This is a genomic window from Kocuria sp. (genome assembly GCF_030538595.1).
GTDB lineage: Bacteria > Actinomycetota > Actinomycetes > Actinomycetales > Micrococcaceae > Kocuria.
In genome coordinates this window covers 161,580-188,135 of record NZ_JAUNTS010000004.1, presented here as the reverse complement: position 1 = coordinate 188,135, position 26,556 = coordinate 161,580, and the positions used below count along the sequence as shown (strand labels likewise).

Below are 26,556 nucleotides of genomic sequence, written 5' to 3'. Positions count from 1 at the left end.
AGCGCAGCCACCTGCCAGGGGAAGGGGACTGTCATGACCCAGCAGCAGACCGCCGAACACACCGGCCAAGAGCACTTTGACCACCTCATTGAGCAGGACTCCCGCGTTGAACCACGCGATTGGATGCCGGATGCCTACCGCAAGACTCTGGTCCGCCAGATCTCCCAGCACGCTCATTCGGAAATCATTGGGATGCAGCCGGAGGCCAACTGGATCACGCGGGCGCCGTCGTTGAAGCGCAAGGCCATCCTGATGGCAAAGGTCCAGGACGAGGCCGGCCACGGGCTGTACCTCTATTCCGCGGCTGAAACCCTGGGAACCCCGCGGAGCGTACTCAACCAGCAGCTGCTGGACGGACGGGCCAAGTATTCGTCCATCTTCAATTACCCGGCCCGGACCTGGGCGGACATCGGCGCAATCGGCTGGCTGGTGGACGGCGCCGCAATCTGCAACCAGGTTCCACTGTGTCGCGCCTCCTACGGCCCCTATGGCCGAGCCATGGTGCGAATCTGCAAGGAAGAGTCCTTTCACCAGCGTCAGGGATGGGAAATCCTCTACGAACTCTCCCACGGAACCCCCGCGCAGAAACAGATGGCTCAGGATGCCGTCAACCGCTTCTACGGGCCGGCGCTGCAAATGTTCGGGCCTCCGGATGCAGACTCCCCCAATTCCCAACAGTCCATGGCGTGGAACATCAAGCGGTTCTCCAATGACGATCTCCGCCAGCGCTTTGTGGACATGATCGTCCCGCAGGTGGAGGCCCTGGGTCTGACCTTGCCGGACCCGGACCTGAAGTGGAATGAGGACCGCGGCCACTACGACTACGGCGAACTGAACTGGGACGAGTTCTTTGCCGTGCTCAAAGGTGAAGGTCCCTGCAGCCGCCAGCGTATGCAGCGCCGCCGGGAAGCCCACCGCGAGGGTGCCTGGGTGCGCGAAGCCGCTGCTGCCTACGCCGCAAGGACCAGTCGGTCGGCCAACGCATCACCTACAGACCATTCGGGCAGCCCGGCGCATTCGGCCAGCTCGGCACTGATTGGAGCCTGAACACCATGACGGAGCAGAACCAGCCCACCCCCATCACGGACGCGTCCAGTCACCCCAGCAGCACCGGGGCCGAGTCCTGGCCGCTGTGGGAGGTTTTTGTACGTTCCTCCCGGGGCCTGTCGCACGTCCACGCCGGGTCCCTGCACGCCCCGGATGCCACCATGGCCGTGCGCAACGCGCGGGACCTCTACACCCGACGCAACGAGGGCACCTCCGTGTGGGTGGTCCCCTCAGAAGCCGTGACCTCCTCTGACCCGGATTCCAAAGGTGGCTACTTTGAGTCCGCTGCCGGCAAGGCCTACCGCCACGCCACCTACTACACCAAAAGTGAAGGGGTGAAGCATCTGTGAACTTTGCAGCCACCGAATCCGCCACCGTCCAATCCGCCGGGTCCGCCATCACCCCGGAAGACCTCACCTCCCAGGGGGTGATTGCCGACGACGCCGTGGCCCGCTACGCCTTGTTGCTCGGCGACGATTCCCTGATGTTGGCGCAACGCCTGGGCCATTGGATCTCCCGAGCACCGGAACTGGAAGAGGACATTGCACTGGGCAACATTGCCCTGGACCTGCTGGGTCACGCCAGGTTCTTCCTGACCTACGCCGGTACGGCATGGGGTAAGACCGAGGATGACTTGGCCTACTTCCGGGACGAGGAAGAGTTCCGCTCCTGCCGATTGGTGGAGCAGGAGAACGGGGATTTTGGGCGCACGATCACCCGGCAGTTGATCTTCAGCTACTACCAGTACGAGCTGTACCGCCGTCTGGTGAACTCCACCGACCGCACCTTGGCAGCCATTGCCGCCAAGGCCCTGAAGGAAATCGAGTACCACCAGGATCACGCCACGCAGTGGACGCTACGCCTGGGACTGGGCACGGAAGAGTCCAAGGAACGCATCCAAGAGGGATTCGATGTGCTGTGGCCCTACGTTGAAGAGCTGTTTCTGGATGTGGAGCCAATCGGTGAGCTGGGAGATCGGGCGGTGGCGCCGTCGTCGTTGAAGCAGCCCACCATGGCGCGAATCACCGCGGCCCTTACGGAGGCCGGTTTGGAAGTGCCCGCCGTGGCACCGGCCTACGGCGCCGACCGCACGGGTCAGTTTTCCGAACAGCGCGGCTACATCCTGGCCGAGATGCAGGTGTTGGCCCGCCAGCACCCGGGCGCCACGTGGTGAGCTGCACCGTGAACGCGGAACATGTGGGGCCAAGGGGTAACACCGGCAGGCCGGAGATGCCAGAGAGGCACGCGATGCCAGCGCAACCGCAGATGCCGCGGATGGATTTTGAGCAGGACCCGCACGCCCGTCCCCGCCCCACCGGTGCCGACGTCCCGCAACGCTTGGATGATCTGCGCCCCACCGATGCCGCCTCTGCCCGGGTGTGGGATGTGGCCGCAACGGTCAACGACCCCGAAATCCCTGTGCTCTCCGTGGCTGATCTGGGCATCCTGCGAGCCGCACGGGCGGAAGGTGAGCGGGGCGCCGTCGTGGTCATCACGCCCACCTACTCCGGATGCCCCGCCATGGAGACCATCACCGCAGACCTCAAAGCTGCGCTGGACGACGACGGATTCACCCCCGTGCAGGTCCAGACCGTGCTGGAACCGGCCTGGACCACGGACTGGATGACCCGGGATGGCAAGCAGAAGCTGCAGGCGTACGGCATTGCCCCTCCAACGGGGCGTGCTGCTACAGGCCCCGTTGCTTTGACTCTGGGGGTGAAGTGCCCGCGGTGCGATTCGCTGTCCACGCGGGAGATGACCCGATTCGGCTCCACCTCCTGCAAGGCGCTGTGGGTGTGCAACAACTGTCTGGAACCCTTCGACCACTTCAAGGTGCACTGATGAGCGAAACCACGAACCCCCCAGTCAACGACGACGTTGCCGGGACCCGACGCCGCGCCACTTTCCACACGCTGCGGGTCTCCGAGGTCCGGCCACTGACCGCCGAATCCGTGGAGGTTACCTTCCACGTCCCGGACGAGCTTGCCGATGACTACGACTACGCACCGGGCCAGTACGTGGCGCTGCGCGCCCAGATCGACGGGCAGGAAATCCGCCGCTCCTACTCCATCTGCGCCGAGCCCGTGCGCGGTGAAGTCAAGGTGGCGATCAAGCGAACCCTGGGCGGGGTGTTCTCCACCTGGGCCAACGAAAATTTAAATGTGGGCGATGAGCTGGAGGTCATGAACCCCCAAGGCGCGTTCACCTCCAGTCACTCGGTCAACATCACCTCCATGAACGACGCCGAAAAGCTGGCTGCCGCCCAAGTGGCGCAGAACTCCCACGTGCATCTGGTGGCTTTTGCGGCAGGTTCCGGAATCACTCCCATCATGGCCATCACCCGGGCGGTGTTGAGGGCTTCTGCGAACTCCTCCGTGGATCTGGTCTACGCCAACCGGTCGGCATCGGATGTGATGTTCGCTGAGGAACTGGGCGACATGAAGGACCGGTATCCGGCCAGATTTGCCGTGCACCACGTGCTTTCCCGTGAGCAGCGGATCAACCCGCTATTGTCCGGGCGGATAGATCATCAAAAGCTCGGTGACCTGTTGGATCACGTGATTCAGGTGGGGCGCACAGACGAGTGGTTCCTCTGCGGCCCCTTCGAGCTGGTGCAGTTGTGCAGGGACACCCTGGCTGAGCGGGGAGTGCCTGCGGATTCCATCCGATTCGAGCTGTTCACCACGGGCAACCCGGCCGACCCCCAGGGTCAGACCGGACGCGTGGTGGAGGCTGATCCTTCCGGGGACAACGTGGCCATCACCTTCACGTTGGACGGCCTCACAGGTGAAGTTTCTTCTCCGGTGGCTGCCCACGAAACCGTCTTGAATGCAGCACTGCGGGCCCGCCCGGATGTTCCGTTCGCGTGCGCCGGTGGGGTGTGTGGCACCTGCCGGGCCAAAGTGACCGATGGCGAGTACCAGATGGCCGAGAACTACGCCTTGGAAGCTGATGAGGTGGCTGCCGGATACGTTTTGACCTGCCAAACCAGGCCCACAGGCAAAGCCTTGGCCGTGGACTTTGACTCCTGAGCCCACATCCGTCCGTCCCGGGTCCGCCAGGTGAGGCGGGCTCCTGCTGGAAAGGCTGATTCACCATGATTGAGCTGACCATCACTGATTCAGTTGCCGAAGTGGTGCTCAACGCCCCGGCAAAGATGAACTCCCTGGACACTGTGGCTCTACAGGACTTGGGAGCTGCGTATACGGAGGCTGCCGCTGCGGGGGTCCGGGCGCTGGTACTGCGCGGTGAGGGGCGCGGCTTCTGCGCGGGCCGGGACATCTCCGGAGTTGATCCCGCCACGGATGACGTCCACGGGTATCTCAACGAAACGCTGACACCGGTGCTGCGGGTGATGTCAGGGTTCCCGGCACCCACGTTTGCTGCCGTCCAGGGACCGTGCCTGGGGGTGGGGCTGGGACTGGCGATCGCCACCGACGTCGTTTATGTGGCTGATGATGCCAAGGTTGGCTCTCCTTTTGCCAAGTTGGGGGCCACGTTGGATTCCGGCGGACACGCATTGTTCGTGGAGCGGCTGGGTGCTCACCGCACGTTGGATCTGATCTACACGGCGGAGCTGATTTCTGGGGCGGAGGCCGTGCGTTCAGGGTTGTTCTCCCGGTCCATGCCGGCTGAAGACCTGTTGGAATTCACGCGCAGTACTGCTGCTCGGGTTGCCGCCGGGGCCACGGGTGCGTTCATGGCCTCCAAGAAGTTGGTGGCCCAGCTGCGTGATGAACGGCTGGGGCTCTGGGATTCCTTGGCGCGGGAGAACGACGCCCAGGCCGCACTGTGTTCTTCGGCCGACTACGCGGAGGGATTCGCAGCCTTCCAGGAGAAACGCAAGCCGGTCTTCACGGGACGGAATTGAGTTCCGGCACAACCGCTGAACCCTCACGCCACTCGCCCATCACACGCTGATGACCGAGTCGCGTGAGGGTTCAGCCGTACCGGCATGTGGGCGAACGTTTCCGCTGGGTGGTGCGGCGCGTCGTCGTCTACCGTGCCTCCAGTAAGTCGATCAAGAGCAACAGTCTGCGCTCACTGCCCTGTTCAGTCCCTATCCCGCGACTGGCTTTGATGAGACCCGAGATGATTCGTCGTTTTTGCGGGGTGCGCAGCCCAAGCAAGTCACGTCGATCAGCCGGATTGAGTAGATCCACCAGGAGAGCGATGTCGAAGAGATGCCGCTCCTGGTTGGAGTCCAGTTGCACCAAGAGCGCCGAGCATTTCTGGTACAAAGCCCCCACCAAATCCGGGCGGTTAATGTAAATCTCAAGATCATCGACCACCACCAAGATCCGCTCGGTGCGATCAAGACCGAACTGAGCCCCACGAGTTGAAAGTAATCGCCCCAGTACAGCATGGGATCGCTCCATGAGCCGAGCGCCAAGAAAGTCCGGGGCCAAAACATCAATCTGCGCATCACCACGCACCCATCGGTGGTTCTGTCCAGACAGGTTGAAGCCGTCGGCAACAAACCCACACGCTTCAAGTGCAGCTTCCATCCTTTTGATGGATCTGGGATCACCTCGCACATCCAAGATGACATCAATGTCTCTGGTTGACCGACCGTTTGTGCTGCCCCGTTCAGCCGCATGCAGACGCACCAAACTTCCTCCCGCCAGGGACCACCCACTTGGCATCACCTGCGCCAACTCAGCAAGTCCAACCCATGAGGCTTTTTCACGAAAGTCGCCAGTCCGGATCACCGCAACGGGTTCCTGCTTCATCTGAGGCCCCCAAGAAGATTGCCCAGCAGCCGCTCGGCTTCCCGGTAACTGCGCGGGTTTGGATCATCAAGCAGATCCGCAATGACGTGTAGAGGCCTTACACGCGGTACCGGGTCCTGAATCCGAAAGCGCACATTGGCCTCCGCCCGGTTGGACGGTTCGAGCAGATGAAAGAGTGCCAGGTCATGACCGTCCCGCTGGGTGAGGTAGGCATCGACCACTGGTCCATACACCTCCGCCATCGGATGGGAGACCCCAGTCAGCGCCAACCTCCTGTCCTGCTGCAACTCAGCCAGATCAGCAGCATGGGCCAGATATGCCCTCACGGGCAGGTCAGGACGAGCTGCGAACTTAGCAACTTGGGGCAGTCCGAATTTCTTGATACGCCGTACACGTTCTGCGGCACGCCGCCTCTGATCCGGCGTGAGGCCGGCATCATCTCGGTCCAGGTACGCCGCGAGATGGTCAAAAGACTGTATGGACATCCTCCGACCCCGAGCCACATCAGTGCCGTCAGTCGGATCATCTTCAATGACCCATGCGTGACCCACTTTCTGAGCCCCCAAAGTGCCTGCCGAGATCCTTGAGCGCACAGCCCTGGGGGTCACTCCAGCACATTTTGCGTAATCCTCAACACTGAACATGGCATTATTCTTCCCTATACGGCATATATACGCCATACAGTGGTGGAATGTGCCGCCATGTCTCTTACTCAACCGCATCAAGCCTCGCTGCCACACCGACCCTGCGGTCGCCCGTTCGTAGGACCATGGAAAGCTCCAGCTCTGACCAACCCTCATGCCACTCGCCCATCACACGCTGATCCCCGAGTGACGTGAGGGTTCAGCCGCACCTGCACGTGGGCGAACGTTTCCGCTGGGTGGTGCGGCGCGTCGTCGTCGTCACAGTTGTGCAACTGGTTACCCACCGGGTCCGATGCTTCGTATGCTTCTGTGCACCACAGGCGGTGCCGGGGCTGGGGGCGGCGCCACAGGCGCAAAGGAGCGTGGAATGCACTCGACCGATTACCGCAACACCCTGATCACTGTCGCGGATGACACCAAGGCAACCGCTGGCACGGAACCCCCGCGCGGCAAGGGCAGCGTTGCGCAACGGCAATACGATCTTCTCCACGACCGCGACTACCAGCTGACCAGCGACCAACTGATCTTCACCGTGTACGCCGACCGCCAAGGCATCCCCCAGGAGGACCGTCCGTCCGCTCGGGAGGAGTTCTTCCAGCAGGGCCGCGCCTGCCTGCGCTCATCTCCGCTGGCCAAGACCTACGGCTGGGGCTTTCACTTCGACGACGACGGTCTGCTCGCCCTGGTCAGCGCGGACTCCGAGCGATACGTGGAACTGTTGGCGGACGAGTCGGTCACCAAGCTCCCCGCCATGCGCACCAAGAGGGCGTGACTCCTTCCCCGCCGCCACCCTGACTACTGCCGAGTGTCCGAGTTTGGTCGTTTCCAGGTGCCGGAAGTGACCAAACTCGGACACTCGGCAGTCAGCGAAAGAGGCTCATCACCATCAGGCCACGCCTCCGTAGGGTGAGGCGCCGGGCAGCTGACGAGCCGCACGTCGGCGGGCTGCGCGCCGCCAGATCAGGGCGATCAACAGATACATCAGAAGAGCGGTCACGAATACCGCGATCGTGAAGCCAGGATTCTGAGAGGTGGTCTGGAAAGTCATGGCACCGTCATGCTCACTGGTGATAATCCCCGGGAGTCCAACAGGTCGCATTTGGGTCGCGGTCAAGATTGCAAAAATCATGACGACGCCGGACCACACGAAAGTGGCCAATACCAATGATCCAAGGAACAGCCCTATGCGCTTGAGAACCTTCATGTCAGCCTCCTGGCTACGGAAAACTCCTGTAGTGCTGACATTAGGCGTCTCCCGTTGCTCGGCACAGACCCACTCGCGTCAAAACTTCCGCCAATTCTCAAGGATGTGTTTTGGTTCCAAGGATCGGGAAGCCTCGGTCATTTCAGGCGGGTGTGGCCTCCGGCTTGTACCCACCCCTGGAGTGTTTGGGGATCAACAATTCCGCCAGGGGGAATCAGGCCGCCGGAGGCGATCGCTCTGCCCAGGTATGGCAATTGCCATACCTGTCGGGGCCGCTGGCCAGTAACGTGCCCCACTTCGCGCAGCCATACATTCACAGCTTGCCGGGTATTCAGCTCCTGGGCTCCCCTGATGGAAATTGCACGGTTCTGATGCCGCTCCTCTGAACCGACTTGGCGTACGGCTTCTTCAACAACGAGTTCGGCCACACGATCAGCAGAAACCAAAGCCATACGCATGGTTGGCAGCACCGCAATCGGACCCGCTGAGGCTGCTGCCAGCACGGTGGGTATGAGTTCAAACCATTGCGTTGATTCGATGATCGTGACGGGCACAGCTCCGTCACGGTAAGCCTGTTCCTGGGCAGCCTTACCGGCGTAATAGCCATAGCCGCGAGCCACTGCCTGGTTGTTCACGCCATAGATGGAGACGCACAGGATTCGCTGTACGCCTGCCGCCGCTGCGGCACTGGCAACTTGCATAGCAATTTCCCCGAACCAGGAAACCGCTTTTCTACGGCTGAGCGTGACATGGTTCAAGGCATCAATGACCACTTCCGCACCACGGACAGCGCGCTTCAGGCCGCTGGCGGTGGTGACGTCCGTACCGTCAGCTCGGCTCACCCGACGAACCGTGTGTCCCTCGGCCTCGGCAAGGTCAGCAATCCGCCGCCCAATCGTTCCGGTGGAACCCAACACGGCAATGTCCATGGTGTCAGCATGTCACCCCAAGACCCCCCTGACTACTGCCGAGTGTCCGAGTTTGGTCGTTTCCAGGTGCCGGAAGTGACCAAACTCGGACGCTCGGCAGCAGAGTCGGCTGGGGTTAGGGGAGGTGCGGGGCTGTGCGGCGGGAGGTTGGGCCGGTGGTCTCGAAGGCGGCGGCGTAGCGCAGCAGGGCGGTGTCGTCGTAGGCGCGTCCCGCGAACGTCAGTCCCACCGGCATTCCGATGTCACGCATGGTGCCCATGGGCACGGTCACCGTGGGGATACCCAAATGCCGGGGCACCAAATTGCCATTGGCCACCCAGGTTCCGTTGCGCCACGCCAGATCGGCCGACGCCGGATTCATGTCCGCATCCGCAGGAGCCACGTCCGCCACCGCAGGAAATACGACGGCGTCCAACCCCAAACCATCCATCGACTGCTCCAGATCCACCCGCCGAGTTTCTTCCAACCCCCGCAGTCCGGCCTCCAACTCCGGAATCTCGGTCACTCCAGTGATCGGATGGTCCCGAATGAAAGCTGGGTACTCGGCAATGTCGTCATCAAAACCGTCATATCGGTCAGGCAAAGCACCCGATGGCGCTGGAAAAATCCGTGAACCGTCAAGGTCCGCCAACCCCGGAAAATCTGGATCACCATTGGCCTTCAAAAAGTCATCCCAGGCCCAGGCCGAAAGATCCACGATCTCCCGCTTCAAATACTCAGGACTCACCAAACCGCGCGTGAAGATGGTGGGCGCACCGGGACGGTCACCTTCGTAATTGGACACCACCGGGAAATCCACCTCAATCACCTCCGCCCCGGCAGCCTCCAAATCGGCCCGGGCTACCGCCCACAAGGCCAGAACAGAGGCCCGCGTTTCCACCCGCTGACCCGTGGGCCCACCAATGCCCGGATCGGCCGCCGTGCCGGCTTGCGGGTCTGCGTTGACATACATCCGCGGCACCCCGAACCTGCGGCCGGCCAGCACCCCGCGAGCGCCGTCGTCGTCGAACAGCGAGCCGCGACCACGGTCGGAACCGGACATTCCCAGGGCCACGTAGGACTCCGGGCGCGTGGTAGAGGCCGCAGGGATCTCCACCCACGGCTGGACCCGCCAGAAGTCGCCGCGGGCGGTGTGATCATCGGCCACGATGACCTCCAAGACTTCCAAGAGGTCGGCCATGGATCGGGTGTGCGGCACCACCACGTCCATGGTGGGCACCAGCGGCCAGTTGCCTCGCATGGAGATCACCCCGCGTGACGGCGTGTAGGCACACAGCGCATTGCAGGAAGCAGGCGCCCGGCCCGACGACCAGGTCTCCTCCCCCAGCCCAAAGGCCGCAAGACTGGCGGCGGTGGCCGTGCCGGACCCGTTGGAGGAACCGGAGGCGAACGCGGAGGTCAGGTAGTCCCGGTTGTACGGAGATTCGGCCCGCCCATAGAGCCCCCGTTGCATTCCTCCGTTGGCCATGGGCGGCATGTTGGTCAGCCCCATCAGCACTGCACCTGCGGCCCGCAACCGCTCAATGGCGAACGCATCCCACTGCGCCGTGAGCTCAGCAAAGGCCGGCGAACCTGCCGCCACAGTCAAACCCCGGACCTGATAGCTGTCCTTGGCCGTGTACGGAATCCCGTCCAGCGGACCCAAGGTTTCCCCACGAGCTCGGCGGGTATCCGAAGCCCGCGCCTCCTCCAGCGCCTCTGGATTTTTCACGACGACGGCGTTCAACTCGCCGTCGTATCGCTCGATTCGTTCCAGATAAGCCCTGACCAGCTCAACTGCGGTGACCTGTCCCGTCTCCAAAGCAGTACGAAGTTCAGCAATGGAGGTTTCCACGACGTCGAACACCGGTCACCGCCCCGTCAACCGCTGCCGCGGAAACTGCTGTACGGGATCGAGCACGGCCGGCTGCTGCTGAGTGATGCAGTGAATCCCCCCGCCGTTGGCAAAGATTTCCCGTGCATCCACCAGCTCAACTTTTCGGTCCGGATAGACGGAACCGAGAATTTCTGCGGCCACTGCGTCATGGGGGTCGTCAAAAGCGCACAGCACCACCACCCCGTTGGCCACGTAATGGTTGATGTAGGAGTAATCCACAAAGCCGTCGTCATCACGCAGAACGGTGGGAGCAGGCACGTTGATGATCTCCAGTGCACGCCCGTGGGCATCTGTGGCACCTTCCAGGACGCTGCGGATCATCATGGACACCGCGTGATCAGGGTGGGCGGGATTGGTTTGATCGTGAACCAGCACTTTCCCAGGACCCGCGAAGGCAGCCACGATGTCCACGTGACCGCGTGTGCCGTATTCCTGGTAGTCACGGGTCAACCCGCGTGGCAACCAGATGGCTTTGGACGTTCCCAACCGGGCATGGATCTCCGCTTCCACGGATTCTTGTGTGGCCTCCGGATTGCGCCCGGGGTCCAACTGGACGGTCTGGGTCAGCAACACGGTGCCTTCCCCGTCCACGTGGAACCCTCCGCCCTCGTTGACCAGGGTGCTGTCCAGTACGGGCACACCCGCCCGGTCCCCCACGAATCGACCGATCAGGGAGTCCGATTCCCACGACGCCCAGGACTGCGCACCCCACCCGTTGAAGGTCCAGTTCACGGCAGCCAATCCACCATCGGAAGCATCCCCGGCATCAGCCGCACCGGCTGCGCTGGTGGGACCGGCTGCACTAGTTGGACCGGCGGTACTGGCAGCACCGGTTGGACCAGCAGCGCCGACCGTCTCTGTGCGCACAAACGTGGGGCCGATGTCCCGCATCCAGGCATCGTCCAGTTCATGCACCACAACGTCCACCGCACCCGGCAACATCGCTTGCGCAGCCTCCACGTCCCCTGATGCCACCACCATGGAGACGGGTTCGTACCGGGAGATGGTTGCAGCCACCTCAGCCCACGCCCTGCGCGCGCGGGTCAGGGACTCCGAGTTGGCGGCACCGAAGGTCTCATTACCTGGCGGAAACGCCATCCAGGTGCGCTCATGTGGCTCCCATTCAGCGGGCATGTGAGTAGCACCGGTGGTGGTCTCCGGCGTCGTCATCGTAGGCGGGGTCATGGGCCATTCCGGAGTGGGCATCAGTCGATCACCGGCAGTTCCGTGGTTTCAAAACGACGACGGAAGAATTCGGGGTTGCGCCGGTACTGCAGCAGCATGGCCACCAGGCCCAGCGCCAGAATCCCCACGCCCAGGATGAACACCAGACCAACCCCACCGATCTGGGATCCGGAACCGTATTCAGGGTCCATGGAGTCAATGGAGGTCTGGACAAAGAAGATCAGCAGCAGAATCCCGCCCAGCAACGGCGCCAAGAACTGCGCCAGGAAGGACTTGACGGAGCCGAAAGCCTGCTGACGGAAGTACCAAACGCAGGCCAAAGCCGTGATGCCGTAGTAGAAGCAGACCATCATGCCCAGGGCGGTGATGGTGTCCCAGAGGACGTTTTCACTGACCAGGCGCATGAAGGCATAGAACACAGCCGAAATCACGGCGGCAGCCACGGTGGCGTAACCGGGTGATTGGAAGCGCGGGCTGATGCGGGCGTACTTGGCCGGCAGAGCGCCGTAAAACCCCATGGCCAGCATGGTGCGGGCCGGGGAAATCATGGTGGATTGCAGCGAAGACGCTGAGGAGGACAGCACCGCCAGGGACATCAGGATGGCGAACGGCCCCATGACCGGACCGGCCAGGGAGGCAAAAATGTTCTCCTGGATCTCCGGGTTACCCATGCCCAAGCCCTGGTCGGACACCCCGGAGAAGGCCAGCATGGACAGCGCCACCAGCAGGTAGAGCGTGACGATCACCAGCATGGTGGTGATCGCCGATTTGCCGGGGGTGGTGGTGGCTTCCGTGGATTCCTCGTTGAGGGTCAGCACCACGTCCCAGCCCCAGTAGATGAACACGGACAGGGAAATGCCTGCGGCAAAGGCCGAGAAAGACCCCACCCCGAACGGGTTGAACCACTCCGGGCTGATGGACAGCCCGGCAAAGGCGGTTCCATCCGCAACATGCGTGAAGGCCGCCACGGAAAACCACACCAGGACCACCAGCTGGAAGGCCACCAGCACGTACTGCACCACCTTGGTGGCCTCCAGACCCCGGTAGGAGATCCAGGCAGCCACCGCCATGAACGCCAGACAGGTGGCAATGTTGATCGGCACGTTGCGGGTCAGCTCGGCAATCGAGTCATTGCCGGTGATCTGGGCGATCGCCAGATACAGGAAGTCCACCGCAATCCCGGCCAGATTGGAGAGCACCAGGATGGTGGCCGCCAACAGACCCCAGCTGCCCATCCAGCCCACCCACGGACCAAACGCCTTGGACACCCACGTGAACGTGGTGCCGGAATCCGGCATGGCCCGGTTCAGCTGCCGGTAGCCCACGGCCACCAGGAGCATGGGAATGAATCCGACCAGCAGGATGGCGGGCAGATAGGTGCCCACCGCTGCAGCCGTTGGCCCCAGGGCACCGGAGAGCGTGTAGGCCGGGGCAATGGTGGACACCCCGATCACCACCGCACCCAGCAACCCCACCGAGGCCTTGCTCAGCCCCTTGTCAGTGCCCTCCGGAACTCCCGTGGACGTGGTGACCGGCACCTGACCGGACGTGTTGTGCTGCACAGACATGGCGCACGCTCCTTACTCACCCACGATTCCGGAGCTCACGCCCGGATCAGTGCTGGAGGGATCTTGGGATGCCGGATCGGGGCGGGGAACCACCACCATGGGGATCGGCAGATGCCGCAGCAATCGGGCTGCGGTGGTGCCCAGGAACAGTTGCCGTCCCTGCGCCAGGCGGGAGGAACCGATGAGCAACACGCCACCGTCCTGCCAGTCCACGGCCCGCACCGCCTTCTTCAGCGACTTGGCGGCGGCCACCTGAATTGGCACTTGGGCAACCTGACCGGCCACCTTTTCAACCGTGGCCTGTACCCGTGCCCGCACGGTGTTGACGACGCCGGAGTCACCGGCTGCGTCGTCGTCGATCAGAAAAGTGACCACGCTGAGAGGCAGGCCGGTGCGCTCGGCAACTTCCAGGGCCTCGCGGATCACCTGATGAGCCCCGGGGCGGGTGCCCACGGCGGCGTAGAGGTGGTCGGGAACCGCCTGTTCCCGGTAGCGGCGCGGGGCCAAGGCCACCGGAACCGGGCAGGCGTGCAGTACGGCATCAGCCACCGGCCCCACGGACAGACGCCCACGGCCGGAGCCGGCACTGATGGCGATCATGGCGGCATCCAGCTGCTCAACGGCTTCAAGCAACCCCGTCACCACCGACGACGCCCTCCACAGGTGCGTCCGTGCAGCCACCGGTTGCTGGCCTTCCGGGGTCTGAGCAGCCACCAGATCGGCGGCCTCCTGCAACCACGTGCGTGCCTGAGCCTGCACCATCGGGGAGATGTTGCCCACCGGCGGGTAGACCTGCTGGTAGGGATCGTCCTCACGCAAGACCAGCACGATCTCCAGCTCCGCGCGGAACGCCCGGGCCATGGCGGTGGCCATTGTCAGGGCGGACTGGCTGGGGGCAGTGCCGTCGTAACCGACCACGTAGCGTTTGGTGGCTGCACCTGCAGCGGTTGGGTTCGGTGTGGTCTGCGGCGGGGTCTGCGCGCTCATGAATCCGTTGCCTTCAGGTCCGTAGGTGCCACCTCACCCAGGACTTCCTGAGCGGCCAGTTTGCCCTGGCGCAGGGCGCCGTCGACGTGTTGATACCCCTCCGCAGCCAGATCCGAGCAGGCCCAGAAAATTGGGCCCACGGGGGTGCGCTGATCGGCGCCGTAGCGGTGCAACCCGCCCAAGTCGTAGCTGGCGGCGTAGGCGCCGCGGGTCCATTCCTCGGAGCCGAAATCGGATTCGTAGTAGACCACCGGGTTCAGTGCTTCCTCCCCCAGGTAGTGGGACAGGCTTTCCAGAATGCGCTGCTTGCGCTCTTCCGCCGTGAGCTTGAAGACTTCATCCGCTTTTTCATCGGAGACAAAGCCCACCAGGGTGCCGCGGGTGTCTCCGTGGTTGGTGTTGTCGTACACCTCTTGGGAGAGTTCTTGGGCACCGAATCCGGTTCCGGACAGACCCTTGTCCCGCCAGAACGGGGTTTCGTAGACGGCATGCACCTTGATCACGAGCCCCAAGGACTGGTGCTGGTGCATCTGGTGCTGCAGGCGGGGCAGCGGGGGTTCAAAGGAGATCCGGGAGTACAGGTTCGGCGGAACCGCCACGATCACGCTGTTGGCTTTGACGGTGACTTTCTCTGACCAGACGGTCACGCCGGTGCCGGGCACGTATTCGGTGTAGGTGTCTTCCGGGCCGCCCCACTGGATGGTGCGGACGGGGGTGTCCAGGAAGACCACATCCTCCCCCAGCTGTGCTGCCACGGTTTCTGAGACGGACTGCATTCCGCCCACCACACGGCGGTCCAGGATGAAATCCTCATCCACCAGGTTGGAGAAAGACCCGGCGGAGGCAGCCATGAGCACGGCCTGCAATGCGGAGAAGGAGTGGGAGGGCTTGGTCAGCATCCCACCTGCCACGTAAATCCCGATGTTGTTGCACGCAGCCTCATCCTCTGAGAGCTCACGCAGCCAGTGGTGGAAGGAGATGGTGTCCAGCTCGCGCGCCTTGGGATGAGCCCACGGCTCGGTGGCGCCCAGCTCCGTAGCCAGCTCATCCAGAATCCCGATCAGCCGGTCCATTTCCGCGATGGTCCGCTCACCCGCGGGGAAGGTGGAGCCCGTGTAGGTGTGCTTGGAGCCATCCGGGGCGATGTAAACGGAATCACCGTTGCGGTAGCGCGGGAAGGTCTCCAGTCCCAGGTCTTCGATCAAGCCCAGAAGCTCGGTCTGGTCCGGGGACACCCATTGCCCACCGATCTCCAGGAAAGCACCGTCAATCACCCGTGACCAAGTCCGGCCGCCCACTCGATCCCGGGCCTCCAACACGGCAACGGTTTTGCCAGCAGCCTGCAAGGTACGGGCTGCCATGAGACCGGCGGGGCCAGCACCCACAATCACGACGTCGCGTTGGATCGCCTCCGCGCTACCCAGTGTGCGTTGATCAGACATGTGGCCCCTTTCACATAAAATGAATGTGATTCATTAAGACGTATCGGGCGGACCAGGTCAAGACCCTCGGGGTAGTTTTTACGAGTCCGCAACGCACAAACCGACCGCAACCCACCATCCACACACCGTGAGGTCAGGCGATGAAAGATCCAGCAGGCAGCCAGCCCGGCGTGACGGGCGCTGGATCAACCCGCGGGCGCGGGCGCCCTGCAACGGCGGTCTTGACCAAACGCCGCATCACCTCCGCTGCCGCCAGGATCATCCACAACCGCGGTGTCAAGAGACTCACCATGGCCGCCCTGGCACGCGAGCTGGGTGTTTCCGTCTCGGCGCTCTACAACCACACCCCGTCCAAGCACCACGTGCTTCTGGGTGTTCAAGATTCACTGAATGCTGAGATTGACTGCTCGGGCTTTGGGCGCCTGCCGTGGGAGCGGGCCCTCACCGCATGGGCGCACTCCTATCGTGCGGTGTACGCCCGTAATGTTGAGCTGATCCCGGTCATGGCCGTACTTCCTGTGGCAGATGCCCCACACACGCTGAGAATGTACGAATCTGTGGCCTGCGCGCTGGTGGAAGCAGGGTTTCCACGTGAGCGGGTGGTCAACATGATCGTGGCGGTGGAGTCGCTGTTGTTCGGCGCCGCTTACGACGCCACCGCACCCGGCAACCTGTTCGACCCCGGGGAACTGGCTGAGTTGGCGCCAACCTTCACCGCCGCAGTGGCCACCCGCACGCCAGACCCAACGGAGGGCGCCGACCAAGCATTCGAGCTAGCCCTGGAAGCCCTACTGACCGGCTTCCAACGCCTCCTCCCCTAACCCCTCCTCGCTGCCGAGCGTCCGATTTTGGTCGTTTCAGCGGCACAAAAACGACCAAACTCGGACGCTCGGCAGTCAGGGTGGCGGGGGGTCCGGGGGTGCCGGCTAGCTACTGGTCTGTAGTGTCACGTAGAGCTCCGCCGCGTCCAGCGCCTCCAGTTGCTCAACTAGGACCTCGGCGGAGAAGGTTCCCTCATCCCGCAAAGTCAACAACGCCTCGCGCTGAGCCCGCACAGAACTCAGAAACTCCTGACTGCGCGCCATCATCTGCTCGCGCCTCTGCTCAATGTCCTCCGGCGAAATGGCCGCGCGCCCCGTGGCTTGATGCAGCGCCTGGCGCAGCTCTTGCCGTTCCTCCGTGGTGTCCGGCGCCATGGCGGGCTTCACCAGTCTCACGACGACGGCCAGCGTGGAACCCTGAAGGAAGAGGGAAGCTGTAGCAATCAAGAACGCCACCAAGACCAGAACTGGACGTCCGGGAGCATCCAGGGGAAGCGTTTGCACGGCTGCCACCGTGACGGCCCCGCGCATGCCCGCCCACACCAGAACGGAGCCTTCGCGCCAACCCAGGGGTTCGGCGTCGTAATAATCCATGTCCGCACGCCGTCTGCGAATCCGGGCCCAGAACTTCTCGGGATCATCAATCTTGCGGTGCGCGAACCGCTCCTCCATGGCCTCCCGATCCTGGAAGAACTCATCCATCGTCTGCCAGCGCTTGCGCCAACGGCGGTGCCGCCGCGCCGTACGCCGCAGAAGCAAGGTCACATAAACCAAGCGAACAGCCAGCACCAGCAGCAGCCCCCACCCGGCGGCCTTGACGGCAATCCACACTCCGGAATGCTGCTCATGGACCACCTGGAAGACGCCATACATCTGCAGGCCCATGACCAGGAAGATCGCGCTTTCCAACACCAACTCCACGGTGGCCCAATTGCGGCTGTCCGTCAGCCTGTGCTCGGGCGGCAGTTCGCGGGGCGCACGACTACTGACCACCAGACCGGCCACCACGGCTGCGACCAACCCGGAGCCCTCCAGCAACTCCACCGGCACGGAGGCCACAAACGGCACAGCCAGGGAGAGCACGGTACCCACCGTGGGTGAGTTCAACCGTGACCTGATTTTGAGATACAGCCATCCCACGCACCATCCGACCACGCCGGCAATCAGAACAGCCCATGCGAACGCACCCATGGCGCCCCAGAAGGAAAAGGATGCGGCCACAGCCGCCACGGCTGTGCGCAAAATGACCAGTGAGGTGGCGTCATTGAGCAAGCCCTCGCCGTCCAGAATGGAAATCACGCGCGGAGAGACACCCAGGCGCTTGGCAATACCCGTGGCCACGGCGTCTGTGGGGGAGACGATTGCACCCAGCGCAATGGCCCAGGGCAGTTCCAGACCGGGGATCACCGCAGCAAAGAAATAGCCCAGTGCCAAAGAGCTGGCCACCACCAACATGACCGAGAGCCGGCTGATGGAGCGGAATTCGCGGCGAAAGTTCATGGTGGGCATGGACACCGCGGCTGCATAGAGCAGGGGTGGCAAGATCCCAGCCAGCACAATCTCCGGATCGACGTGGATGGCGGGTAGCCACGGCAGGAATCCGATGACTGTCCCCGCGCTCACCAACAAGAGTGCTGAGGGGATCTTGGTCCGTTCGGAAATCACCGCACAGGCCACGATGACCAGCAGGCCAAGCAGGATGATGACAAAGATTTCCGTGATGCTCTCCTGAATTCGTGGGCGGCTAGGCCCGTCAGCCCCTCCCTCGGCGACTGCGACGACCGCCGGGGCCGCGGCGGCGGCCGGGGCTGCCGGGGCAACCGCCGAGCGTCCGAGTTTGGTCGCCCTGGATCCCCCGAAACGACCAAACTCGGACGCTCGGCAGTAGTCACAGTCGGGGCAGTCGGCGCGGGGTGGTGTGTGGGTAATTTACTTCAGGAAGCACGTGATCCGAGCCGTACAGATTCGCTCCCCGGTATCATTGACCACCACGATTTCGTGACTGGTGGCCGTCCGCCCCAACCTGATGGCGGTGGCCGTTGCGGTCACAAAGCCTGACGTGGCGGATTTGTGGTGCGTGGCGTTGACATCCACACCAACAGCGGCCTTACCGAACTGCGCGGCGTGCAGGAAGGCCCCTATGGAAGCCACTGATTCGCACAGGGCAATGGTGGATCCCCCGTGCAGCAACCCCATGGGTTGGCGGTTGCCTTCCACCGGCATCTTGGCCACCACCCGTTCCTTGGAGGCCTCCAGATAGGTGACCCCCAGGCGCTCGTCCAACTGGCCGGGATGGCTGTTCAACAGCTCCGCCGGGTCCTCAGCCTCAGCCAGAGCGCGGATCGCGTCCAGGCCGACTCCCGCCGGGGCGGCTGCGGCGTCGTCGTTCGGGGGCATGGCGCCGGCCAGTCGTGGGGCACGGTAATCAGAAGGGGCGGGGTCTTCGCGCAGCCAGCGGTCCGAATCGGCCGCTGTGGGGTCCTCGTGCGTGTGGGGGGTTCGTTCAGCCATCCCTGCTCCTTTGCTGATTATCCAGTGGACTTCGCCGTGAGCTACATCATCTGCCATTGTGGCTGCGGATCGCTAGGCTGGCAGAAACGTGTCACGTCAACTAATTTTGGGGATTGGACCCGGCGTGGACCGCGAACTGGCAGACATTGACATCAAGGAGTGAGCATGAAAATCGGGATCATCATTGGATCAACCCGCGAAGGTCGTAATGGCGAGGCCGTGGGCAAGTGGGTGGAAAAGCATGCAGCGGACAAGGGTGGCGCCGAGTACGAACTCATCGACCTCAAGAGCTTTGACCTGCCGCTGTTCACCTCAGAGACCCTGCCCATGATGGCCAACAAACAGTACGACTCAGAGGCAGTTACCGCCTGGTCGCGCGCCATTGATGCTTGTGACGGCTTCATTTTTGTCACTCCCGAATACAACCACGGAGTCCCGGCGCCCCTGAAGAACGCCGTGGATTCTTTGGGCAGCGAGTGGTCCAACAAGGCCAGCGCGTTTGTGGGCTACGGTGCCGTGGGCGGCGTGCGCGCCGTGGAACAGTGGCGCCAGATCATGCCGAACTTCTCACAGCACGTGGTCCGTTCCGCGGTTGATCTCAACCTCTTCACGGATTTTGAGGACGCAGGCGTTGTGCACAGCGACCTCAAAGTGAAGTCCCTCCACGGCATGCTGGATGAACTCCACGCCGCCGTGCGCCGTCAGGACGCCTGAAGTTTCTCCCGCTACGTGCGGGACATTGAGGGGGTATTGCCCGCGGCTGGTTTCGCGGTGGGCAATACCCCCTTTCCGTTGGGCGGCTCGCGTCTAGCCTGAAAGGCATGAACCACGACGACGGCGCCCTGACGGTGCTCACCCCTTCAACTTTTGATTCCGCTGTTCGGGCGCAGGACGATCTGTTCCGCCATGTCAACGGTCCGTGGCTGGATTCGGTGGAAATCCCGGATGACAAGCCTTTGACCGGCGCGTTCATGGTTTTGCGTGATCGTGCGGAGGAAGCCGTCCGCGAGATCATCACGGGAGTAGAAGCTGGAGAGCCTGGCTCCGTGGAGTCCAAGGTGGCGGACCTGTACGCATCCTTCATGGATGAGGAAGGGATCGAATCCCTGGGGGCTGCGGCATTGCGCCCGGACCTGGAGGCCGTGGAGGCCGTGAACTCGGTGGCCCAACTGCAAGAACTTTTTGGCACGCTGCTCTCCCGCGGGATCGGCTCCATCCTGGGCGTGGACACGGACGCAGATCCGGGAGATCCCACGCGCAACTTGGTCTTTGTGGGCCAAGCGGGACTGGGCCTGCCCGACGAGGAGTACTACCGGGAAGATTCACACGCCCAGATCCGTGAGCAGTACCGCCGCCATGTTCAACGGATGTTTGAGCATGCAGGGTTCCCGGATGCAGCGGATCAGGCCGAACGAGTCTTTGATCTGGAAACGGCGATTGCCGCCCACCACTGGGACAAGGTGGAGGTCCGCGATCTGACCAAGATGTACAACCCATTCACCTGGAATGACTTGAAGGCTTCCACGGAGACATTCGATTGGAACGCCGTCGTTGTCACGGGGTTGGGGTTGCCTGAATCTGCGGTGGAAACCGTGGTGAATGCACAGCCGTCGTTCTTCACGGGAATTGGTGCTCTGCTGGTGGCCGACCGTGTGGAACAGTGGAAATCCTGGGCGCGGTGGCGTGTTATCACGGGGCGCGCGGCCTACTTGTCCAGCGTGTTTGTGAATGAGGATTTTGCGTTTTACGGCACCGTGCTCTCCGGAACTCCCGAGCTGAAGGAACGGTGGAAGCGCGGAGTGGGTCTGGTCAACGGGGTGCTGGGTGAGGCCGTGGGCAAGATCTATGTGGAACGGCACTACTCCCCCACCGCCAAGGAACGCATGGATGATCTGGTGGCCAACTTGCTGGCGGCTTACCGGTCCTCCATTGAAACCCTGGACTGGATGACCGATGACACTCGCGCCGAAGCTCTCAAGAAGCTGGCCGCGTTCACACCTAAGATCGGATATCCGGAGAAGTGGAAGGATTATTCCTCCCTGGAGATTCACGCTGATGACCTGGTGGGCAACATTGTGCGCACCTCGGAATTCGAGCTGGGTGAGCTCATCCGCAAGGCAGGGCAACCTGTGGAAAAGCACGAGTGGCTGATGACGCCGCAGACGGTCAATGCTTATTACCATCCGCTACGCAATGAGATTGTTTTTCCGGCAGCCATTCTGCAACCCCCGTTCTTTGACGAATCTGCAGAGGATGCCGTGAATTACGGCGCAATCGGCGCGGTGATCGGCCACGAAATCGGTCACGGTTTTGATGACAAGGGCTCCACCGCTGATGGGGAAGGCCGCCTCCGTAACTGGTGGACCGACGCCGACCGCTCTGCTTTCGAGGACCGCACCGCCAAGTTGGTGGACCAGTACCACGGCCTGGTGCCCGAGCAGCTTGCCGGTGCTGAAGATGCTCCGTCCGTCAACGGGCAGATGACCCTGGGCGAGAACATCGGGGACCTTGGTGGGCTGTCCATCACCTACAAGGCATGGGAGCACTCCCGCGGAGTGGCCGACCCCGTGCCAGCCTCCGAATCCGTGGCGGACACTGATCCCGCCGCAGCGGACCCCTCCGCCTTCTCCACCACCGACAACGACGGCCTGACCCCCGCGCAGAAGCTCTTTCTGTCCTGGGCCTTCGTGTGGCAACAAAAGGCCCGTGATGAGGCTGTGGCTCAACGTCTTGCGGTGGATGTCCACTCCCCCAACGAGTTCCGGGCGAATCAGACAGCCCGTAACATCGACGCTTTCCACGAGGCCTTTGGGGTGACCTCATCCGATCAGATGTGGCTGGCCCCGGAGGACCGCGTGCGCATCTGGTGAGGTGATGCGACTGGGTGGGGCACGAGGGCTCCGTCGTGACCCCACCCGAGTAACTTGAACACGCGGCTCCGGCTGCCGCGGCCCACCTCAACCGAGCAACTTTGAGCACGCGAGATGCGTTTTCCACGCTTGGAATCCGCATTTCCCATGCCCAAAGTTCCGGCTCGGCTTGCTGCGACTTACGCCTCGGCCTCTGATGCACCTGACTGATCCACCCACAAGCTCGACTTCGGCTCCCACGTACCGTCCCTGCGGTCTCCCGCCAGGATCTGGTTGAGGCACTGGCCTGCAACTTCTAGCGATGCCTCCACGGGGCGGAGTTCAACGGGGTACTCCGCAAAGTCCTTGGCCGCATTCGGAAAGTCGGTCGCCCAATTTGACCCTGGTGCCACGATCTCCGAAGGCAGCTGCATCTTCCTACGGCCTACCTCCCGATCAAGGACCGTGCACAGCCGCTCGGCATCAAAAGGTAGCTGTTGCAATATTCGGACGATGTCTGCCAGGTCACGCATCCTGGTGGACGGTTTCTGTTCTGGACCGTGACGCTCATACATGGCGCAGATCTTGTCTGCCAGGTGATTCTCAACAGGAATGGTAGGAACGGAGACCAAATCACCATGAGCTTGATCAGAGATGACGGCTCGAAGTGGCACTAGATCAACGGGACTGTCCACATGGCGCCGCTGGGTGATGTCGATGCTAAACGATTCAAAAATTTGTGTACCCAAGCGACTAATCACCTTGGCTTTCATCGCCTGTGTACCGTAACCGTACTGATCAGTGCTGTTGTGGACTACGACTCCTTGAATGTCGAAGGACCACAAATCGTGCTCACTCTGGGGCTGACAATAACTCTGTAGTTCATCCTGCAGGGCCGCCTGGTCCGGCAGCTCCCCTTGACGAGCAAGGTCGATGTCCTGCGTGAACCGGCCGCCGCCAGTTCGGATGAGGAGCGCATTGCCACCAAGCAACGCCCAGTCTTCCGCCCCATTGGTGAATAGGCGGTTCAAGAACTCAGTGAAAACATACTGTTTACGGATCAATCCACTCAGGACGTTTCGCCTCTTAGCTTCAGTCCGCAGACGCGCATTCAAGGAAGTTCGGTAGGCACTGAGGTTTGCGGGCTTCGATGGATCAGGTGTCATCATCACTCGACGTCTCCCTTGGTTCGACCTGCCGTTTCCGTGCATGGTTGTCACGAAGCAGCTGTGACACGTCGACCTTGAACGCACCTGCGGGGAACCTCAGGTTCGACTGCAGACCGCCCTCTGCCGGACGCACTACTTGTGCCACCTCCGCGAGTGCCTCGGCCACGGCTTTCGGCATGGCGGCAGAGACGTACTGTTGCGTGAGTTGCTGCAGAACTGGCTTCAGCGTGCGTTCAAAAACTGGGCTCTGGAGAAAATCAGCTATGACTACCGGGTCTCCGGCCCTCTCTAAGCAGGCCTCAATCAAGGAAACTCCGTCCGGGAACCCCATCCGCTTGGCACTGCCATTGAGAGCGGTGGCCAGGTTGTCGTAGGCGACTCCCGAATGGGACAGCCCATCACGGACCACAGATGCCAGATGGTCCAGGTCAATGGCTTCAGAAGCGACGTCAGCAACCGTCCTGCTCACCGATGTGACGGGCAATCCATCAACTAGGGCAACGTCAGCATCGGACATCATCAGACGGTGGAATCGAACGTCATCCTGGGCGGATTGTTTGCGGACTGCTGACGTGAACTCATGGCGCATGGGGATGATGTCCCCTAGTCCGTGAACGGCCGCGGCTGATGAATGCGAGACAACAACATCGGGGCCAGCCAGGACACGTTCCTCACCGCCTCGGCGCCTATCTGTGGCCAACCAGGCGGCGTGGAGATCTTGTAACGGGTCAGAGCCTGCTGATGGCAGCGCGTAAACACCGTGGCGCACGCGTTGAACCACGCCATCTGCCGCCAGACGATTCATAACCACCCTGGAGACACCTAGCACTTGTGCTTGACCAGTGGTAACCAGTCCCCATTGCGTGGAGGCGAACTCCTCCAGCGCCTGTAGTGCAGTCGCAGCCGTCACGACACCCCCCCCATACCTGAGTGCTTCAAATGTATCACTTAGGTGATACATTTGAAGCACTCAGGGGCAATCCTATTGTTATAAAATCAGTACCAGGGCCAGTTCCACGCCAAAAGACCCCACCTCACTCCAGCTCGTGACCGTTGAGCGGCTCGTCGGGGTCACCGTGCGAAGCCGGTGCCCTGATCACGTCCACTAACGGGTGGTTCGTTGACTGCTTGCTCAGCTTGTTGACCGCCTCTGTAAGTGAGTACAAGCTCCCCATCGGCTGCACAGTGGTCTCTCCAATGGCGGCCAGATCGATAATGTATACCAAGTCAGGCACTGGACCGTACGGTCCCACAGCAGACACTGTCACCGACATGGGGCGCGGCTCATCTGGACCAACAACCTCTGCCGCTCCACCGAGTCTCCAGCGGAAGATGTGCCCCGGCGCTATCGACGGTAACCCCTCCCTCAGCTGACGTATGCCGTGGCATCCGGATTCATGAGCGACGTTGGGGTCAGGGTCAAATCGCACCCTGACATCCGTAGCCACAGTCGGCCCTGAGTTGCCAACTTGAAGTTCCAGCGCACCCCGAGTCACGTCACTCGGGACCAGATCAGCCCAAACGTACGGCTGTGCCTGCTCCTCCCGCTGTTGCACCTGAATTTCCAGTGTCCGCTTTGCATGCTCGGTCTGCGCCTTGGCCTCGCGGGCAGAAACGAACGCTGCCCTCGCAGACAGCGCCGCCACAATGACGGAAGCAACCGCCACCACAATGGAGATGATCGCCAAGATCATTTCCGGGCTCACTCCAGCACCAACTCCGGCAGAGAGGCCACCAACGTATTGGTTTCCAAGGACAGCCGCACAATCCGCCCGATCAGATCTACGATGTAGCGCGGCTGGTGGTGCTCACGTGACCAGTCGTTGGGGTCATTCACGATCCCGGATGCCTTGTCCGTCTTGACCTGGTAGCGCTCCAGGATCCAGTCCAGCGCAGACTTGGAGCCCAGCATGTACTCTTGCGCAGCTTCCGGGATGCCCCGCAGCACCACGTGCTTGTTGTACTGCACGGTGGTCTTGTCAAAGGCCCCTGACTTCCCGCCGTACTTCATCTTGGTCACGGCGTAGCGTTCGTATGGGTCGGCAGGTGCGGACGCAGTGCGCTTTTCCTCCAGGGGGTACGGCTCCAGATCCTCGTACCCGATATGCAGGTCGGCCAGCTTTTTCCCGACGACGGCGAAGCCCTCAAACCGTTCCTTCCCCACCACCTGGGGGATACGCGGTAGTGCCTTACGAAGATCCGACTGGTACCGCACCCTGTATTCGGGCGAGTGCAGGAGACCGTAGACGTAATAGAAGATGTCATCCTTGGTGACCTGCGGCCCGTAAACGTTGCGGTACTCCTTCAACGCCCAGTCTGTGATGTTGTCCTGGGCCACCGGTTCACCAAATAGGGAGTCCTGGCCATCCTGGGTGTAGAAGTACCGGGGGAAGAACTGGCCGCCGCTGCCCGCCCCCGTCACATGAAGGTCCGGCAGCGCATCCGTCATCAAGGCGCTAAAAGGGACTGCGGACCCGGAGCCAACGTTGTAGAATCCCACAGTCCCGTGATCCGGCGTGGGGAAGAGTTCGTTGAGACGGTAGACAGTGTTGTTGAGCCGTCGATCGAAGCAAACCTGTTGTTTGCTAAAGGGCCGGTATGTACTGAGACGGACGGAATCTGGGCGCATTTCGTAGGTTTCTCCCCGGCGCAGACGTGGATAATCGGCCCTATCCCAGCTAAAAAGAGCCGGATCCCTGTTTACGAAGCCTTGAGGCGGCCCTGCTGAACTTTGTGCGGCATAGCGGGCCACTTCTGAATTGAAGAAATCGGACATGCGCTCAACATTCGCTTCCACAGCTTGTTTGCTGAAGTTGTAGACCCACGCGTCCCGATTGGTCTTCAGTCCGCCGGAGTTGACATTAAAGATCGTGCGAGGGTTTCCCTTCTCCGCGATCAGTGGGTAGGACTCGTACTTGGGGTCACGGAGATTGATCCAGTCGCCCTGTTCGTTGGGGAATAGCGTCTGCCAGTCCAGGGATTCCAGCGTGGCGTGTTCCACCGTGGCCAGTTTGGTCTTGCGGTCCAGGTAGTCGCCAATGTCCTTGTAATGCAGGTGGCACTTGTCTACAGGTCCAGTGCGTTTGACCAGGAGCAAGATGGCTGTCGTTGTTTTGGACCCCTCACCGAAAATATTGTCTCGCTCTCTGCGTCGCAGCTCTCCGGAGGTGCGTGCGTTACCGCGCAGGTTGTAGACGTAGATGTCGTGGAACTCGTCCGTGAGGCTGAGGCGTAGACCATCTGCGGTGTTGCCGTCGACGTACCCGCCGTTGCTCACGTAGCAGACCACACCGCCGTTCTCCGAACCCAGGACCCGATTGGAGGCCCAGCGGATGGCCCGGATGTAGGAGTCATAGAGCGAGTTCTTGAGCCGAGCGGTGGAACGCGCGGCATACGTGGTGCGGATCGATTCGTCGAGGGACGGATAGGCCATGTTGGCGTTGTTGTCGTTGCCGCTGGTCTGCCCCTTGGAATAGGGCGGGTTGCCCACGATCACCCGGATGTCCAGGGCGTTTTGTTCCACCACACGATCGTTGTTGCTGGTGAACACCTTGGTGTCCAAGGTGTCGCCATCCTCGGTCATCTGAAAGG

General features: G+C 62.1%; 25 protein-coding genes. 10 read left to right on the top strand and 15 right to left on the bottom strand.

The genetic code is table 11. The features are described 5' to 3' along the window. Positions 1-33 precede the first annotated feature (33 nt). The 6 genes from paaA (at position 34) to Q4G32_RS05540 (ending at position 4,918) form a co-directional block, all read left to right on the top strand. On the top strand, positions 34-1,047 hold the full coding sequence (paaA, locus tag Q4G32_RS05565; RefSeq protein ID WP_303349853.1) for a 1,2-phenylacetyl-CoA epoxidase subunit PaaA: 1,014 nt from the start codon (positions 34-36) through the stop codon (positions 1,045-1,047). Positions 1,048-1,052: 5 nt separating this feature from the next. Then, positions 1,053-1,397, top strand: coding sequence for a 1,2-phenylacetyl-CoA epoxidase subunit PaaB (gene paaB / locus Q4G32_RS05560; RefSeq protein ID WP_303349852.1), 345 nt, complete (start codon positions 1,053-1,055; stop codon positions 1,395-1,397). Continuing rightward, positions 1,394-2,221: a 1,2-phenylacetyl-CoA epoxidase subunit PaaC gene (gene paaC / locus Q4G32_RS05555; RefSeq protein ID WP_303349850.1), complete on the top strand. Its 828-nt coding sequence runs from the start codon at positions 1,394-1,396 to the stop codon at positions 2,219-2,221. Before paaB ends, paaC begins: the two co-directional genes overlap by 4 nt. Before the next feature lie 74 nt (positions 2,222-2,295). Continuing rightward, the gene (gene paaD, locus Q4G32_RS05550; protein ID WP_303349849.1) at positions 2,296-2,889 is read left to right on the top strand and encodes a 1,2-phenylacetyl-CoA epoxidase subunit PaaD; all 594 of its coding nucleotides are present in this window, start codon (positions 2,296-2,298) and stop codon (positions 2,887-2,889) included. After that, positions 2,889-4,079, top strand: coding sequence for a 1,2-phenylacetyl-CoA epoxidase subunit PaaE (gene paaE / locus Q4G32_RS05545; protein WP_303349848.1), 1,191 nt, complete (start codon positions 2,889-2,891; stop codon positions 4,077-4,079). The genes paaD and paaE overlap by 1 nt, the downstream gene beginning before the upstream one ends. Before the next feature lie 65 nt (positions 4,080-4,144). Next, positions 4,145-4,918, top strand: a complete 774-nt coding sequence (locus Q4G32_RS05540; protein WP_303349847.1) for an enoyl-CoA hydratase/isomerase family protein — start codon at positions 4,145-4,147, stop codon at positions 4,916-4,918. 127 nt (positions 4,919-5,045) lie between these two features. On the opposite strand, the gene Q4G32_RS05535 is transcribed toward Q4G32_RS05540, so the two are convergent. Beyond that, complete coding sequence (locus Q4G32_RS05535) at positions 5,046-5,555, bottom strand: hypothetical protein (protein WP_303349845.1); 510 nt, start codon at positions 5,553-5,555, stop codon at positions 5,046-5,048. A 221-nt stretch (positions 5,556-5,776) separates the two neighbouring features. After that, a complete protein-coding gene (locus Q4G32_RS05530) occupies positions 5,777-6,265 on the bottom strand; it encodes a hypothetical protein (protein WP_303349842.1) in 489 nt (162 codons plus the stop codon). A 526-nt stretch (positions 6,266-6,791) separates the two neighbouring features. Between Q4G32_RS05530 and Q4G32_RS05525 the strand changes: the two genes are divergently transcribed. Beyond that, on the top strand, positions 6,792-7,196 hold the full coding sequence (locus Q4G32_RS05525) for a DUF6157 family protein (protein ID WP_303349841.1): 405 nt from the start codon (positions 6,792-6,794) through the stop codon (positions 7,194-7,196). A gap of 114 nt (positions 7,197-7,310) precedes the next feature. On the opposite strand, the gene Q4G32_RS05520 is transcribed toward Q4G32_RS05525, so the two are convergent. The 7 genes from Q4G32_RS05520 to Q4G32_RS05490 all read right to left on the bottom strand — a co-directional run bounded on the left by Q4G32_RS05520 (position 7,311) and on the right by Q4G32_RS05490 (position 15,615). Then, on the bottom strand, positions 7,311-7,628 hold the full coding sequence (locus tag Q4G32_RS05520; RefSeq protein ID WP_303349840.1) for a hypothetical protein: 318 nt from the start codon (positions 7,626-7,628) through the stop codon (positions 7,311-7,313). A gap of 137 nt (positions 7,629-7,765) precedes the next feature. Next, entirely contained in the window at positions 7,766-8,557 is a 792-nt protein-coding gene (locus Q4G32_RS05515; RefSeq protein WP_303349839.1) for an SDR family oxidoreductase, read from the bottom strand. Positions 8,558-8,672: 115 nt separating this feature from the next. After that, positions 8,673-10,391 carry an amidase gene (locus Q4G32_RS05510; RefSeq protein WP_303349838.1) on the bottom strand — a complete coding sequence of 573 codons (1,719 nt, stop codon included), beginning with the start codon at positions 10,389-10,391 and terminating at the stop codon, positions 8,673-8,675. A gap of 15 nt (positions 10,392-10,406) precedes the next feature. Next, positions 10,407-11,618: an agmatine deiminase family protein gene (locus tag Q4G32_RS05505; protein ID WP_303349837.1), complete on the bottom strand. Its 1,212-nt coding sequence runs from the start codon at positions 11,616-11,618 to the stop codon at positions 10,407-10,409. A 20-nt stretch (positions 11,619-11,638) separates the two neighbouring features. After that, positions 11,639-13,186: an APC family permease gene (locus Q4G32_RS05500; RefSeq protein WP_303349836.1), complete on the bottom strand. Its 1,548-nt coding sequence runs from the start codon at positions 13,184-13,186 to the stop codon at positions 11,639-11,641. A gap of 12 nt (positions 13,187-13,198) precedes the next feature. Next, the gene (locus Q4G32_RS05495) at positions 13,199-14,173 is read right to left on the bottom strand and encodes a universal stress protein (protein WP_303349835.1); all 975 of its coding nucleotides are present in this window, start codon (positions 14,171-14,173) and stop codon (positions 13,199-13,201) included. Continuing rightward, positions 14,170-15,615, bottom strand: coding sequence for a flavin monoamine oxidase family protein (locus tag Q4G32_RS05490; protein ID WP_303349834.1), 1,446 nt, complete (start codon positions 15,613-15,615; stop codon positions 14,170-14,172). Before Q4G32_RS05490 ends, Q4G32_RS05495 begins: the two co-directional genes overlap by 4 nt. Positions 15,616-15,755: 140 nt before the next feature. On the opposite strand from Q4G32_RS05490, the gene Q4G32_RS05485 reads away from it, so the two are divergent. Continuing rightward, positions 15,756-16,436, top strand: a complete 681-nt coding sequence (locus Q4G32_RS05485) for a TetR/AcrR family transcriptional regulator (protein ID WP_303349833.1) — start codon at positions 15,756-15,758, stop codon at positions 16,434-16,436. A gap of 105 nt (positions 16,437-16,541) precedes the next feature. Here the strand turns inward: Q4G32_RS05485 and Q4G32_RS05480 are convergent, their stop codons facing one another. Both Q4G32_RS05480 and Q4G32_RS05475 read right to left on the bottom strand, forming a co-directional pair. Further along, complete coding sequence (locus Q4G32_RS05480) at positions 16,542-18,113, bottom strand: cation:proton antiporter (protein ID WP_441327465.1); 1,572 nt, start codon at positions 18,111-18,113, stop codon at positions 16,542-16,544. A gap of 252 nt (positions 18,114-18,365) precedes the next feature. Continuing rightward, a complete protein-coding gene (locus tag Q4G32_RS05475) occupies positions 18,366-18,947 on the bottom strand; it encodes a PaaI family thioesterase (RefSeq protein WP_368660364.1) in 582 nt (193 codons plus the stop codon). A 165-nt stretch (positions 18,948-19,112) separates the two neighbouring features. On the opposite strand from Q4G32_RS05475, the gene Q4G32_RS05470 reads away from it, so the two are divergent. Both Q4G32_RS05470 and Q4G32_RS05465 read left to right on the top strand, forming a co-directional pair. Then, entirely contained in the window at positions 19,113-19,661 is a 549-nt protein-coding gene (locus tag Q4G32_RS05470) for an NADPH-dependent FMN reductase (RefSeq protein WP_303349832.1), read from the top strand. Between the two features lie 107 nt (positions 19,662-19,768). Beyond that, positions 19,769-21,817 (top strand): M13 family metallopeptidase, encoded by a 2,049-nt coding sequence (locus Q4G32_RS05465; protein ID WP_303349831.1) that lies wholly within the window; start codon positions 19,769-19,771, stop codon positions 21,815-21,817. Positions 21,818-21,996: 179 nt separating this feature from the next. On the opposite strand, the gene Q4G32_RS05460 is transcribed toward Q4G32_RS05465, so the two are convergent. The 4 genes from Q4G32_RS05460 to Q4G32_RS05445 all read right to left on the bottom strand — a co-directional run bounded on the left by Q4G32_RS05460 (position 21,997) and on the right by Q4G32_RS05445 (position 26,548). Next, positions 21,997-22,827 (bottom strand): nucleotidyl transferase AbiEii/AbiGii toxin family protein, encoded by an 831-nt coding sequence (locus tag Q4G32_RS05460; RefSeq protein ID WP_303349829.1) that lies wholly within the window; start codon positions 22,825-22,827, stop codon positions 21,997-21,999. 124 nt (positions 22,828-22,951) lie between these two features. Then, positions 22,952-23,926 carry a type IV toxin-antitoxin system AbiEi family antitoxin domain-containing protein gene (locus Q4G32_RS05455; protein ID WP_303349828.1) on the bottom strand — a complete coding sequence of 325 codons (975 nt, stop codon included), beginning with the start codon at positions 23,924-23,926 and terminating at the stop codon, positions 22,952-22,954. Positions 23,927-23,999: 73 nt separating this feature from the next. Beyond that, positions 24,000-24,659, bottom strand: a complete 660-nt coding sequence (locus Q4G32_RS05450; protein ID WP_303349827.1) for a hypothetical protein — start codon at positions 24,657-24,659, stop codon at positions 24,000-24,002. Between the two features lie 8 nt (positions 24,660-24,667). Continuing rightward, on the bottom strand, positions 24,668-26,548 hold the full coding sequence (locus Q4G32_RS05445; protein ID WP_303349825.1) for a type ISP restriction/modification enzyme: 1,881 nt from the start codon (positions 26,546-26,548) through the stop codon (positions 24,668-24,670). Positions 26,549-26,556: the final 8 nt, after the last annotated feature.